The organism is Streptomyces sp. CRN 30 (assembly GCF_034105845.1).
In genome coordinates this window covers 1-13121 of record NZ_JAVRHI010000185.1, presented here as the reverse complement: position 1 = coordinate 13121, position 13121 = coordinate 1, and the positions used below count along the sequence as shown (strand labels likewise).

At 72.1% G+C, this 13121-nt stretch carries 11 protein-coding genes and 1 pseudogene; 6 read left to right on the top strand and 6 right to left on the bottom strand.

Translation table 11 applies throughout. From position 1 onward, the window contains the following. Positions 1–268: 268 nt before the first annotated feature. The 5 genes from UW392_RS19000 to galU all read right to left on the bottom strand — a co-directional run bounded on the left by UW392_RS19000 (position 269) and on the right by galU (position 4285). Complete coding sequence (locus tag UW392_RS19000) at positions 269–874, bottom strand: GNAT family protein (RefSeq protein WP_320776220.1); 606 nt, start codon at positions 872–874, stop codon at positions 269–271. A gap of 17 nt (positions 875–891) precedes the next feature. After that, on the bottom strand, positions 892–1419 hold the full coding sequence (locus tag UW392_RS18995; RefSeq protein ID WP_320776219.1) for a MogA/MoaB family molybdenum cofactor biosynthesis protein: 528 nt from the start codon (positions 1417–1419) through the stop codon (positions 892–894). Beyond that, positions 1416–1895 (bottom strand): cyclic pyranopterin monophosphate synthase MoaC, encoded by a 480-nt coding sequence (gene moaC, locus UW392_RS18990; RefSeq protein ID WP_320776218.1) that lies wholly within the window; start codon positions 1893–1895, stop codon positions 1416–1418. Before moaC ends, UW392_RS18995 begins: the two co-directional genes overlap by 4 nt. A gap of 126 nt (positions 1896–2021) precedes the next feature. Continuing rightward, positions 2022–3377 carry a gephyrin-like molybdotransferase Glp gene (glp, locus tag UW392_RS18985; RefSeq protein WP_414496390.1) on the bottom strand — a complete coding sequence of 452 codons (1356 nt, stop codon included), beginning with the start codon at positions 3375–3377 and terminating at the stop codon, positions 2022–2024. A 5-nt stretch (positions 3378–3382) separates the two neighbouring features. Further along, positions 3383–4285 (bottom strand): UTP--glucose-1-phosphate uridylyltransferase GalU, encoded by a 903-nt coding sequence (galU, locus tag UW392_RS18980; protein ID WP_320776217.1) that lies wholly within the window; start codon positions 4283–4285, stop codon positions 3383–3385. Positions 4286–4377: 92 nt separating this feature from the next. On the opposite strand from galU, the gene UW392_RS18975 reads away from it, so the two are divergent. Then, on the top strand, positions 4378–4995 hold the full coding sequence (locus tag UW392_RS18975; RefSeq protein ID WP_320776216.1) for a 5-formyltetrahydrofolate cyclo-ligase: 618 nt from the start codon (positions 4378–4380) through the stop codon (positions 4993–4995). Between the two features lie 68 nt (positions 4996–5063). Here UW392_RS18975 and UW392_RS18970 read toward each other — a convergent pair whose 3' ends face one another. Next, positions 5064–7895 (bottom strand): penicillin acylase family protein, encoded by a 2832-nt coding sequence (locus tag UW392_RS18970; protein ID WP_320776215.1) that lies wholly within the window; start codon positions 7893–7895, stop codon positions 5064–5066. Between the two features lie 279 nt (positions 7896–8174). Between UW392_RS18970 and UW392_RS18965 the strand changes: the two genes are divergently transcribed. The 5 genes and pseudogenes from UW392_RS18965 to UW392_RS18945 form a co-directional block, all read left to right on the top strand. Continuing rightward, positions 8175–9755 (top strand): potassium/proton antiporter, encoded by a 1581-nt coding sequence (locus UW392_RS18965; protein ID WP_320776221.1) that lies wholly within the window; start codon positions 8175–8177, stop codon positions 9753–9755. A gap of 319 nt (positions 9756–10074) precedes the next feature. Further along, complete coding sequence (locus UW392_RS18960) at positions 10075–11379, top strand: MFS transporter (RefSeq protein ID WP_320776214.1); 1305 nt, start codon at positions 10075–10077, stop codon at positions 11377–11379. A 67-nt stretch (positions 11380–11446) separates the two neighbouring features. Continuing rightward, complete coding sequence (locus UW392_RS18955; RefSeq protein WP_320776213.1) at positions 11447–11761, top strand: FmdB family zinc ribbon protein; 315 nt, start codon at positions 11447–11449, stop codon at positions 11759–11761. An 89-nt stretch (positions 11762–11850) separates the two neighbouring features. Next, positions 11851–12693, top strand: coding sequence for an S-methyl-5'-thioadenosine phosphorylase (locus tag UW392_RS18950; RefSeq protein ID WP_320776212.1), 843 nt, complete (start codon positions 11851–11853; stop codon positions 12691–12693). Between the two features lie 246 nt (positions 12694–12939). Next, positions 12940–13121: pseudogene (locus UW392_RS18945) on the top strand (hypothetical protein); the annotation flags it as partial.

Genomic DNA, 13121 nt, shown 5'->3' with positions numbered 1-13121 from the left:
GGTGCTGAAGCGTTCCGTCGGACGGGCCTCGTTCAGCTCGTCCTGCCTACGGAGCCACATCGGCACCAAGTAGGCGGCCCAGGCCCCGACGATGACTGCGTAGATGAGGCCGCTGCTGCTCACGCCTCACACGGTAGAGGGATGTGCGCGAGGGCATCCGCCAATTGAGCCGGTGTGTCGCACGATCTGGCTGATATTTCTAAATTTTTTTGTGACCGGTGATGACCGGTGACTGGCCGATGACAATTCGCCGATCATATTCGAACGTTTATTCAATTCTATTCTGGGTCCGCCGGTGGTGATACCGCCGCAGCATGCCGTCCGGCACCTCCTCCGCGGTCAGCGCGAAGACGAGGTGATCACGCCAGGCTCCGTCGATGTGGAGATAGCGGGGTCTGAGCCCCTCCTCGCGGAATCCGAGTTTCTCCACGACCCGGCGGCTCGGCGCGTTCTCGGGTCGAATGCAGACCTCCACACGGTGCAGGCCGACGGTGCGGAAACAGTGATCGACGACGAGCGCCACGGCCGTCGGCATCACCCCGCGGCCGGCCACCGCCTCGTCCACCCAGTACCCGACGTGCCCGGAGCACATCGAACCCCAGGTGATCCCGGCGACCGTCAACTGCCCGGCCAGCCGCCCCTGGTGCTCGACGACGAAGGGCAGCATCCGCCCGGCGTTCGCCTCGGACCTGAGGTGGCGCACCATCTGACGGTAGGTCGGCCGGTGGGTGACGGGCCCGCCGGGGCCGGGCGGCGGAATGGTCGCCTCCCAGGGCCGCAGCCAGTCGCGGTTGCGCCGGTTGACCTCGCGCCAGGCCCGCTGGTCGCGCACCTTTATGGGCCGCAGGACGACGTCGCCGTCCCGTAGCTCCACGGGCCAGGACGGGCTGTTCAGCTCGCACCCCCACTGCTCGGCCGGGGATGGTCGCCGCCGCGGATCTGGTCGACGGCGTGGCCGAGGAGCGGCTCCAGTACGGCCAGTCCGTCCTTCACGCCGCCGGTCGATCCCGGCAGATTGACGATCAGCGTGCCCCGGGCCACCCCGGCGAGTCCGCGGGAGAGGGCCGCGGTGGGCACCTTGTCCCGGCCGTACGCCCGGATCGCCTCGGCGATGCCCGGCACCTCGTACGCGACGACCGCGCGGGTCGCCTCGGGGGTGCGGTCGGTGGGCGAGAGGCCGGTGCCGCCGGTGGTGACGATCACGTCGTACCCGGCGTCGACGCCCGCGCGCAGGGCGGCCTCGACGGGGTCGCCGTCGGGGACGACCCGGGGGCCGTCGACGGCGAAGCCGAAGCGGCGCAGGCCGTCGGCGATCAGGGGGCCGCCCCTGTCCTCGTAGACCCCGGCGGCGGCGCGGTTGGAGGCGGTGACCACCAGGGCGCGGTGCCCGGCGGCGGCGGCCGGTGACGCGTGTGTCATGCCCGGCTCCAGTCGCCCGACTTGCCGCCCGTCTTCTCCTCCACCCGCACGTCGGTGATGACCGCTTTCTTGTCGACCGCCTTCACCATGTCGATCACGGTGAGGGCGGCGACGGAGACGGCGGTGAGCGCCTCCATCTCGACGCCCGTGCGGTCCGTGGTCTTCACGGTGGCGCGGATCTCCACGGCGTCGTCCGCGACGGAGAGGTCCACCTTCACCCCGGAGACCGCGAGCGGGTGGCAGAGCGGGATGAGGTCGGGGGTGCGCTTGGCGCCCATGATGCCCGCGATCCGCGCGGTGGCCAGCGCGTCGCCCTTGGGGACGCCCTCGCCGCGCAGCAGCTCCACCACTTCCGGGGCGACCAGGACGCGTCCGCTCGCGCGCGCGGTCCGTGCGGTCACCTCCTTGCCGGAGACGTCGACCATGCGGGCGGCGCCCGCCTCGTCGAGGTGCGTCAGTCGGTCCTGCGTGCTCATGGTTCGTGAGGCTCCCGGTCCGGGCCCGGCGCCGTGCGGCACGCGGGCCTGTTGTGCGCGACACGGTACCCCCATGGCGGCGGGCCCACCGGGGCAGGACCGCCCAGCGGACGTCCGCGCGCCCGGTCAGCCGAGCAGGACGACCTCGACCTCCGAGCCGGGCTCGACCGTCTCGGTGTCCTCGGGGACGACGATCAGCGCGTCGGCGTGGGCCAGCGCCGCCACCAGGTGCGAACTCGCGCCGCCGACCGTGCTGACCGAGCCGTCGGCGTACTTCCCGCGCAGGAACTGCCTGCGGCCCTTCGGGGACGTCAGCGCCTTGTCCGCGCTCAGGGTCGCCCTGACGCGGGGCCGGTGCGGGTCCGGCAGGCCCATCAGGGTCCGCACGGCGGGGCGGACGAACAGCTCGAAGGAGACGTACGAGGAGACCGGGTTGCCCGGCAGGGCCAGCAGCGGGGTGTGGTCGGGGCCGATGGAGCCGAACCCCTGGGGCTTGCCGGGCTGCATGGCGAGCTTGCGGAACTCCACGCCGCTGCCCGGCTCGTCCTCGTCGCCGACGTGCGCGAGGGCCTCCTTGACGACGTCGTACGCGCCGACGCTGACGCCGCCCGTGGTGACCAGCAGGTCGGCGCGGACCAGCTGGTCCTCGATGGTGGCGCGGAGGGTCTCGGCGTCGTCGGCGACGGCGCCCACCCGGTAGGCGATGGCCCCGGCGTCCCGCGCGGCGGCGGTGAGGGCGAAGCTGTTGGAGTCGTAGATCTGGCCGTGTTCCAGCTGCTCGTCGGGCTGGACGAGTTCGGTGCCGGTGGAGAGGACGACCACGCGGGGGCGGGGGCGGACCCGGACCCGGCCGCGGCCGATCGCGGCGAGCAGGCCGATCTGCGGCGGGCCGAGGACGGTGCCGGCCGCCAGGGCGCGGTCACCGGCCCGGACGTCGCTGCCCCTCTCGCGTACGTGCGCGCCGGTCTCGGCGGGGCGGTGGACGCGGACCTGGCCGCCCGCGCCCTCGGGGGCGAGGCTGCGGGCGCGCATGCCGGTCACCGGGCCCGCGCCGAGCCCGCCGTCGGTCCACTCGACGGGCACGACGGTCTCCGCGCCGGCCGGCAGCGGGGCGCCGGTCATGATGCGGGCGGCCTGGCCGGGGCCGACGTGGAGCGTCTCGCCGGCGCCCGCGGCGACGTCCCCGATCACCTCCAGGCAGGCGGGGAACTCCTCGCTGGCGCCCGCGACGTCCGCGACCCGTACCGCGTACCCGTCCATGGAGCTGTTGTCGAACGGCGGCAGGGAGACCGGCACCGTGACGTCCTCGACCAGGACGCAGCCCTGGGCTTCGAGGAGGTTCAGCTCGATGGGCGCCAGGGGACGGACCGTGGCGAGGATGTCCTCCAGGTGCTCCTCCACCGACCACAGCCGGTCCTGCGGCGCCGGGTGGTCCGGGCCGGGGCGGTCGTCGGCGGGGTCACGGGGGGCGGTGCTGCTCAACGTGGCTACATCTCCTCGGCTACGTAACTGCGAAGCCAGGTCCGGAAGTCCGGGCCCAGGTCTTCACGTTCGCATGCGAGTCTGACAATGGCACGCAGGTAGTCGCCGCGGTCGCCGGTGTCATAGCGGCGGCCCTTGAAGACGACGCCGTGCACCGGGCCGGCGGCGCCCTCGTCCTGGGCGAGTTCCTGGAGGGCGTCGGTGAGCTGGATCTCGCCGCCGCGGCCGGGCGCGGTGCGGCGCAGGACGCCGAAGACGCCGGGGTCGAGGACGTAGCGGCCGATGACGGCGTAGTTGGAGGGGGCGTCGGCCGGGTCGGGCTTCTCGACGAGGCCGCTCACCTTGACGACGTCGCCGTCCTCGGTGGTGTCGACGGCGGCGCAGCCGTAGAGGTGGATCTGCTCGGGCTCGACCTCCATGAGGGCGATGACGCTGCCGCCGTACTGCCCCTGGACCTCGATCATGCGCTGGAGCAGCGGGTCGCGGGGGTCGATGAGGTCGTCGCCGAGGAGGACCGCGAAGGGCTCGTCGCCGACGTGCGGGGCGGCGGCGAGGACGGCGTGGCCGAGGCCCTTGGGGTCGCCCTGGCGGACGTAGTGGATCATCGCGAGGTCGCTGGACTCCCGCACCTTGGCCAGCCGCTCGGCGTCGCCCTTCTTCTCCAGGGCGGACTCCAGCTCGTAGTTGCGGTCGAAGTGATCCTCCAGGGGGCGCTTGTTGCGGCCCGTCACCATGAGGACGTCGTCGAGTCCCGCCGACACGGCCTCTTCGACCACGTACTGGATCGCCGGCTTGTCGACCACCGGCAGCATCTCCTTGGGAGTGGCCTTGGTGGCCGGCAGGAACCGGGTGCCCAGACCCGCTGCGGGGATGACAGCCTTGCTGATCCTGGGGTGCGACTGAGTCATGAGCGCCACCATATCCGGTGCGTTTGCAGTGATTCCGCACCCTCGTTGAGTCAATGCTCAGATGAGCATATTGGAGCAGTACGGGAGCGGCCTTGACCCAAGTTCGACGCGTGGACGAGCGTGACAAGCGCACATTGCGACGCGAAATCCTGGCGGTGAGGGCCGGGTTGACGGCGGATGACGTGCGGGTGGCCGCGGAGGCGCTGGCCGGGCGGGCCGCGCGGCTGCCGGAGCTGGCGCGTGCGCGCACGGTGGCGGCGTACGTCTCGATGGGCGCCGAGCCGGGCACGCGCGCGCTGCTCGACGCGCTGTGCGCGCGGGGGGTCCGGGTGCTGCTGCCCGTGCTGCTGCCGGACGGCGACCTGGACTGGGGTGCGTACGCCGGTGAGGAGTCGCTCACGCGCGTGCGGCTCGGCGGGCGCATGGAGCTGGCGGAGCCCGCCGGGGAGCGGCTCGGGACGGCGGCGGTGACGGAGGCCGACGTGGTGCTGCTGCCGGGGCTGGCGGTCGACGGGCGCGGCATGCGGCTGGGCCGCGGCGGCGGCTCCTACGACCGGGTCCTGTCCCGGCTGGAGCGGGCGGGGGCGCGTCCGGCGCGGGTGGTGCTGCTCTACGGCACCGAGGTGCTCGACCGGGTCCCCGAGGAGCCGCACGACCGGCCGGTGGACGCGGTGGTGACGCCGGAGGGGGTACGGCGGTTCCGGCACTGAGCGGGGCACGGACGGGAAACGGCCTCCACGCGCGCGTGGAGGCCGTTTCCCGGTTCAGGAACCGCGGGTCAGGGCTTGAGCACCAGCGTGTCGCTCGTGCTGTCCGCGACCGCCTTGTCCGAGAAGGACCACGGCAGCAGCTCGCCCTTGGCCCACTTGTCCGTCTGGTCGGTGTAGTGGGCGCTGAAGGCGTGCCCGGAGGCACCGGTGAGGTTGATCCACCGGGACTTGTCGAGGTCGTCGAGGTTGACCACCATCCGCATGGACGGCACCCAGACCACCTCGTAGCCGCCCGCCGCGTTCCAGCCGGTGGCGTTGACCGCGGCCTCGCCGCCGCTCAGCTCCCAGGGACCGCGGTTGAGCGCGTACTTCAGGAAGCCCGGACCGGCGGTGCCGAGGGTCTGGTTCTTCAGGAACAGGCGGTGCAGCCGGCCCCAGCTCCAGGTGTCGATGTCCTTGCCGAGCTTGGCGGTCAGCTCCCAGCGGGCGTCGACCATGGCGCGCGCGAACAGGTCGTCGCGGTTGTGGTCGGCACCCTTGCGGGTGTTGGAGGCGGGCGTCGTCCACCAGTCGCTGTCGGTGTCGTCCATCAGCGTGCGGACCACCTCGAACCAGCGGTCGCCGCCGTCCGGCTGGGCCTGGTCCGCCGCGCGCTGGCCGCACTCGCGGACCTTCTGCGTCTCGTCGGCGGGCCCGGTGGTGTTGACCGGGTCGACCCACAGGCACTGGCCCTTGACGCGCAGCTCCTTGGGCAGCTTGTTGCCGAAGGCGAGCTTGACGATGTTGCGCCAGACCGCGTTGAAGTACGCGGCGGCGGCCGAGTCGGCGTCCTGGGTGTAGTCCCAGCCCTCCAGCAGCTTCTGCGCCTCGCGGACGTCCTTGTCCTTGACGTCGAGCTTGAGCAGCGTGGGCACGAGCAGCTTGGCGATCTCGCTGCTGTTGTCCAGCTGCATCTGGCGCATGTCGTCCGTGGAGATCTTGCCGCCGTCCTTGATCTTCTGCTCGATCAGGGCGGTGATCCGCTGGCTGCGGGTGCCGTAGCCCCAGTCTGTGGTGAGGGTGTACGGGTACTTGTCCTCGTCGACGACGGCCTGGTTGGCGGTGACGATGTAGCCGCGGTCGGGGTCGTACTCGTAGGGCAGTTCGTCGTCCTCGATGTACTCGCCGGTCCAGCGGTAGTCCGGGTCCCAGCCCGGCGCGGGGATCGAACCGTCGTGGTCCTCGGCGCGGATCGGGATCTGGCCGGGCAGGGTGTAGCCGATGTGGCCGTCGGTGTCGGCGTAGACCAGGTTCTGCGAGGGGACGTCGAACAGGGCGGCGGCCTCGCGGAACTCGCTCCAGTCCTTCGCGCGGTCGATGGCGAAGACGGCGTCCATGGTGGTGCCGGGGTCCAGGGCCGTCCAGCGCAGGGCGACGCCGTAGCCGTCGCCGCGGTCGGGGGCGGCGCTCTCGACGGTGGCCTTCTTGCCGACCTTCACCAGCTCGGAGTCGCGGTCGGAGAGCAGGGGGCCGTTGTTGGTCTCCCGGACGACGATCTTCTTCGAGGAGCCGCCGGCGACCTTGATGGTCTCCTCGCGGGTCTCGAAGGGGACCACCTTGCCGTCGTACTGGTAGCCCTCGCCGGTGATCTTCTCCAGGTAGAGGTCACTGACGTCGACGCCGGAGTTGGTCAGGCCCCAGGCGATCTCCTGGTTGTGGCCGATCACCACGCCGGGCATCCCGGCGAAGGTGTAGCCGGTGACGTCGTACTGGCACTTGCTGCTGACGCTGCGGCAGTGCAGGCCCATCTGGTACCAGACGGAGGGCAGCGCCGGGGAGAGGTGCGGGTCGTTGGCGAGCAGCGGCTTGCCGGTGATGGTGTGCTCGCCGGAGACGACCCAGGAGTTGGAGCCGATGCCGTTGCCGTTCACGCCGACGGCGGTGGGCAGGTCGTCGAGGACGTCCTGGAGGCCGGAGAGCTGGCTCTGCAGGACGGTGGAGCCGTCGGTGGTGCCTGTGCCCGTACCGGTGCCGGTGCCTGTGCCTGTTTCTGTACCCGTTCCGGTGCCGGTGCCGGTGTCCGTTCCGGTACCTGTGCCGGTGTCCGTTCCGGTGCCGGTGGTGCCGCTGTCGCCGCCCTGGAAGGTGCCGGTCAGTTCGTCGTACTGGCCTTCCTGGACGATCGCCTTGTTCCGGCTGTACGGGTAGTCCGGGTACAGGTCGGCGATCTGCTTCGGGCCGAGGCGCGTCGTCATCAGCGCCCGGTCGACCTCGTCCTCCATGTTGCCGCGCAGGTCCCAGGCCATCGCCTTCAGCCACGCGACCGAGTCGACCGGGGTCCACTCCTCGGGCGCGTAGTCGTTGGTGAAGCCGAGGGCCGCGTACTCCAGGGAGATGTCCGCGCCGTCCTTGCCCTTGAGGTAGGCGTTGACGCCCTTGGCGTAGGCCTGGAGGTACTTCTTCGTGGAGTCGGAGAGAGTCTCCTTGTACTCCTGCTCCGCCACCCGGTCCCAGCCCAGCGTGCGCAGGAACTCGTCGTTGTCGACCTGGCCCTTGCCGAACATCTCCGACAGGCGCCCCGAGGTCATGTGGCGGCGCACGTCCATCTCGTAGAACCGGTCCTGCGCCTGGACGTACCCCTGCGCCATGAACAGGTCCGCGTCGGAGGAGGCGTAGATCTGCGGGATTCCGTACGAGTCGCGTTTGACGTCGACCGGGCCCGACAGGCCGTCCAGCGTGATCGACCCCTTGGTCTGCGGGAAGGAGGCCCGGACGGTGCTGACCGACCAGTACGCCCCGTAGGCGAGGCCACCGATGATGGCCAGCACCAGCACGAGGACGATCAGTTTGGCTCTGCGCCCCTTTTTCCTCGCGGACTTGGCGGGCCGGTGGCCCGAAGAGGCGGTGTTGGTGGGGGGCATCGCTGTCCTTGCTGTCCTAACGCGAGCGGCAGGGGCGGGCTGTGCTTTCTACTGCGCGTACTGCTGCGCTTCCTACGGTGCTTCTTGCTGAGTGAACGCTGGAGCAACCATAGGCGCAGGGCCCGCCCGCCCTTGACGCGGAGTCGGGAAAGAGCACGGACGGACGTTCGACCCTGTCGCGGTCGGCGTCAAGAAAGCGTCAAGAGTTAGGTAAGGTAACGAAGTAGTTGCCCTGATCGGCGCACCCACCCTCGCGTCACCAGCCGGAAGGAACAGCCCCTGACTGTCCACCACCTCAACCAGCTCCTGCTCGTCTGCTCGCTCGTCCTGCTCGTCGCCGTCGCGGCGGTCCGCATCTCCTCGCGCAGCGGGCTCCCCAGCCTGCTCGTCTACCTGGGGATCGGCGTCGCCATCGGCCAGGACGGCATCGGCGACATCCGATTCGACAACGCCGAGCTGACCCAGGTCATCGGATACGCGGCCCTGGTCGTGATCCTGACCGAGGGCGGCCTCGGCACGAAGTGGAAGGAAGCGAAACCCGCCCTGCCCGCCGCGTCCGCGCTGGCGCTGGCCGGCGTCGCGGTGAGCGTCGGCGTCACGGCGGCGGGTGCCCACTACCTGACGGGGCTGGAGTGGCGGCAGGCACTGATCATCGGCGCGGTGGTCTCCTCCACCGACGCGGCGGCCGTCTTCTCCGTGCTGCGCCGCATCCCGCTGCCCGCACGGATAACCGGGACGCTGGAGGCCGAGTCCGGCTTCAACGACGCCCCGGTCGTCATCCTCGTGGTCGCCTTCTCCACGGCCGGCCCGATGGAGCACTGGTACGTCCTGCTCGGCGAGATCGCCCTGGAGCTGGCCATCGGCGCCGCCATCGGCCTCGCGGTCGGCTGGCTCGGCGCCTGGGGCCTCAGACATGTGGCACTGCCCGCGTCCGGCCTCTACCCCATCGCCGTCATGGCGATCGCCGTCACCGCCTACGCGACCGGCGCGCTGGCGCACGGCAGCGGCTTCCTCGCCGTGTACCTGGCCTCCATGGTCATGGGCAACGCCAAGCTGCCGCACTGGCCGGCCACCCGCGGCTTCGCCGACGGGCTCGGCTGGATCGCCCAGATCGGCATGTTCGTCCTGCTCGGCCTGCTCGTCACCCCGCACGAACTGGGCGACGACATCCTGCCCGCCCTGCTCATCGGCCTGGTGCTCACCATGGTGGCGCGGCCGCTGAGCGTCGTGCTGTGCCTGACGCCGTTCCGGGTGCCCTGGCAGGAGCAGACCCTGATGTCGTGGGCGGGGCTGCGCGGCGCCGTGCCCATCATCCTGGCGACCATTCCCATGGTGGAGGGCGTCGACGGCAGCCGGCGGATCTTCAACATCGTCTTCGTCCTGGTCGTCGTCTACACCCTGGTGCAGGGCCCGACGCTGCCGTGGCTGGCCCGCAAGCTGCGCCTGGGCTCCGGTTCCGAGGCGGCCGACCTCGGCATCGAGTCGGCGCCACTGGAGCGGCTGCGCGGACACCTGCTGTCCGTCGCGATCCCCGACGGGTCGCGGATGAACGGCGTCGAGGTGACCGAGCTGCGGTTGCCGGCCGGGGCGGCGGTGACCCTCGTGGTCCGCGACGGCACGTCGTTCGTGCCGCTGCCCACGACCCTGCTGCGGTACGGCGACGAGCTCCTCGTCGTCGCCACCGACCCGGTCCGGGACGCCGCCGAGGAGCGGCTGCGCGCGGTCGGCCGCGGCGGCAAACTCGCGGGCTGGCTGGGAACCGGCGGCGAGAAGGACGGAGAGAGAAGCGGGAAGAAGACCGGGGAGAGGAACGGGGAGAAGAACGGAGAGAAGAACGGGGTGGACGTGCGGTCGGGCTGAGCCGACGCGGCCGTCGGGGGGGGCGGCCCGGTCGCAGGCAGGGGGCGGCGGCCCAATCGCCGGCGGGGGGCGGCGGCTCGGCCGTCGGGGGCGGCGGTCCGGCCGCCGTCGTCGTGTGCGGGCGCTGTATACAATGGGCCGGTCACCTGATCGAACCAACTCTGCCTGACGCAGAGCTGGCGCGACCGTATGGCGGCCGGGCTGCACCTCTTTTCCGACGGCTCCGGTATCTACCGCAGTCCGCGCAAGAGGACAGCTCTCGGCGCCCGGGTCCCCGCGCGGGGACCACCGCGCCACCAGGCGGCGGAAAGGCCGGACCGTGGCGTCCACGGTCACCTCGAAGACGGCGCGCGGAGCGGACCGGCGCCCGGGGTACGGGCAACTGCTGCGCACCCGCGGCGCCTGGACCTTCCTGGCCCCGGGCTTCGCCGCACGGCAGCCCTTCGCGATGCTGACGATCTCCATCGTCCTCCTCGTCCAGCACACCACCGGCTCCTACGGCGCCGCGGGTGCGGCGGCTGCCGTCACCGGCGTCTCCATGGCGCTGTTCGCCCCCTACAGCGGCCGGCTCGCCGACCGCCACGGGCAGCGCGCCGTCCTCGTCCCCGGCGTGCTGGTGCACGTGCTGTCCGGCCTGACGCTGACCGGGCTGGCGCTCGCGGACGCGCCCCTGTGGGCACTGTTCGCGGCGGCGGTGCCCACCGGCGCCTCGGTGCCGCAGATCGGCCCCATGGTCCGCGCCCGCTGGGGCGTGCGGCTCAAGGACTCGCCCCTGCTGCCCACCGCGGCGGCCTTCGAGTCCGTCACCGACGAGCTGACCTTCGTCGTGGGCCCGCTGCTGGCCACCGCCCTGTGCACGGCCCTGCACCCGTCCGCCGGACTGATCACCGAGGCCGCGCTCACCCTGCTCGGCGGTCTCCTCTTCGCCGCGCAGAGGCGCACCCAGCCGCCGGTCGGCGCGGACGCGGCCGAGGACGGCGGGGGCCACGCGCGCGTGGAGCACGTTCCGGCGCTGCGCGTCCCCGGTGTCCGCGTCCTGGCCGTGGCCTTCCTGGGCATCGGTTCCGTCTTCGGCGGCATGCAGGTCGCGTTGGCCGCGTTCACCGAGTCGATCGGCGAGCCGGGCCTGAACGGTGTCCTCTACGGCACCTTCGCCGCGGGCAACATGCTCTCCGGTGTCGTCTGCGGCGCCGTCGCCTGGAAGACCGCGCCGCAGCGCCGCCTGCTGTTCGGCTACGTCGCCCTGGCCCTGACCGCCTCCGGCCTGTGGGCCGCGCAGTCCGTGCCGCTCCTCGCGGGTCTCGGCCTGCTCGTCGGCATGTGCATCGCTCCCGCCCTGGTCACCGGCTACACGCTGGTCGAGAGCCTGGTCCCGGCCGGTGCCCGCACCGAGGCGTTCACCTGGCTGACCGGCGCGGTCGCCCTCGGCCAGGCGGCCGCCGTCACGGTCGCCGGACAGCTGGAGGACGAGCTGTGGGCGGGCGCCGGATTCCTGGTGCCGATGGGCGGGACGGTGCTCGCCCTGGCGACTCTCCTGACCCTGCGTTCCCGGCTCGCGGTGGAGCCGCGCGGACGGACGGTGGCACGTGGCGTGGGTCACCGCGAGCCCGCCACAGTGGACTGATCCCCGGGAATACGTCACTATGGACCGTCGTTAGCACTCATCGAGTGAGAGTGCCAGGAGGAAGACAGTGCCGACGTACCAGTACCAGTGCACCGAGTGCGGCGAGGGCCTCGAGGCGGTGCAGAAGTTCACCGACGACGCCCTGACCGAGTGCCCCAACTGCGGGGGCCGCCTGAAGAAGGTCTTCTCGGCCGTCGGCATCGTCTTCAAGGGCTCCGGGTTCTACCGCAACGACAGCCGTGGCGCGTCGTCCAGCAGCTCGCCCGCGTCGTCCTCGAAGTCGACGTCCTCGGAGTCCAAGTCCTCCTCCGACGCGAAGCCGTCCTCCGACTCCAAGTCGTCGAGCACGAGCAGCTCGTCCAGCAGCAGCTCCGCCGCCTGAGCCGCTTCTCGCCCGCAGGGCCCCGCCGTCCGTCCGACGGCGGGGCCTTCGGCGTTCCCGGTTCCCGGCGGGCGGTTAGGGTGCGGTCCATGGCGAACAAGGCGAACGCCGAGATCGGCGTGATCGGCGGCTCCGGTTTCTACTCGTTCCTCGACGACGTGACCGAGGTCGCGGTGGACACCCCGTACGGGCCGCCCAGCGACTCCCTCTTCATCGGCGAGGTCGCCGGCCGACGGGTCGCCTTCCTCCCCCGGCACGGCCGCGGCCACCACCTGCCGCCGCACCGCATCGACTACCGGGCCAACCTCTGGGCGCTGCGCTCGGTGGGCGTGCGCCAGGTCCTCGGGCCCTGCGCGGTCGGCGGGCTGCGTCCCGAGTACGGTCCCGGCACGCTGCTCGTGCCCGACCAGTTCGTCGACCGGACGAAGTCGCGTGTCGCGACGTACTTCGACGGGCTGCCGCTGCCCGACGGCACCGTGCCGAACGTCGTGCACGTGTCGCTGGCCGACCCCTACTGCCCCGCCGGGCGGGCCGCCGCGCTCAAGGCGGCCCGGGGCCGGGACTGGGAACCGGTGGACGGCGGCACCCTCGTCGTCGTCGAGGGGCCGCGGTTCTCGACCCGCGCCGAGTCGCTCTGGCACCAGGCGCAGGGCTGGTCGGTGGTGGGCATGACCGGTCACCCGGAGGCGGCCCTCGCCCGTGAGCTGGAGCTGTGCTACACGTCGCTGACGCTCGTCACCGACCTCGACGCGGGCGCGGAGTCCGGCGAGGGCGTCTCGCACGACGAGGTACTGCGCGTGTTCGCCGCCAACGTCGACCGGCTGCGGGGCGTCCTCTTCGACGCGGTGGCGGCGCTCCCGGCGGCCGGGGAACGGGACTGCGGGTGCGGGTCGGCGCTGGGCGGGATGGACCCGGGGATCGCCTTGCCGTAGGGCGGGCGGTACCTCGTTCCTCGGCGTCCCGGCGTCCCGGCGTCCCGGCGTCCTGGCGTCCCGGCGTCCTGGCGTCCGACGGGGAGCGGCGGTGTCCCGCAGGGAGCGGAACGTCCCGTTCGGGTGGCGGAGTTATCCACAATCCGCCGGTTGTGCACGGGTCCCGGCGAGCAGCGGCGCGGCGGCCCATCGTGGTGTCCGCAAGCCGTTCTCCGGTCCGGTCCCTCGTCCCAGCTGGCGGTCCCCGTGTCGTACTCGCCCTTCTCCGCTCCTCCCCCTCCACCTCCCTCTCCCCTCGCCGTGGACGCGCCGCCCACCTGCGGGGTGCCGCACTTCGCGCCGGTCCGGGTGGGCGGCGGGCTCCACCGGCTGCGCCGGCTCGTACGCCACCGGCGGCGCGCCGTGGCCGCCGGGCTGGCCGTCACCGC

Coding starts and splice junctions, on each gene's coding strand:
- UW392_RS18970 (WP_320776215.1), bottom strand. CDS start 7,895: ATGCCCCCCACCAACACCGCCTCTTCGGGCCACCGGCCCGCCAAGTCC.
- galU (WP_320776217.1), bottom strand. CDS start 4,285: ATGACTCAGTCGCACCCCAGGATCAGCAAGGCTGTCATCCCCGCAGCG.
- UW392_RS18950 (WP_320776212.1), top strand. CDS start 11,851: ATGGCGAACAAGGCGAACGCCGAGATCGGCGTGATCGGCGGCTCCGGT.
- UW392_RS18995 (WP_320776219.1), bottom strand. CDS start 1,419: ATGACACACGCGTCACCGGCCGCCGCCGCCGGGCACCGCGCCCTGGTG.
- moaC (WP_320776218.1), bottom strand. CDS start 1,895: ATGAGCACGCAGGACCGACTGACGCACCTCGACGAGGCGGGCGCCGCC.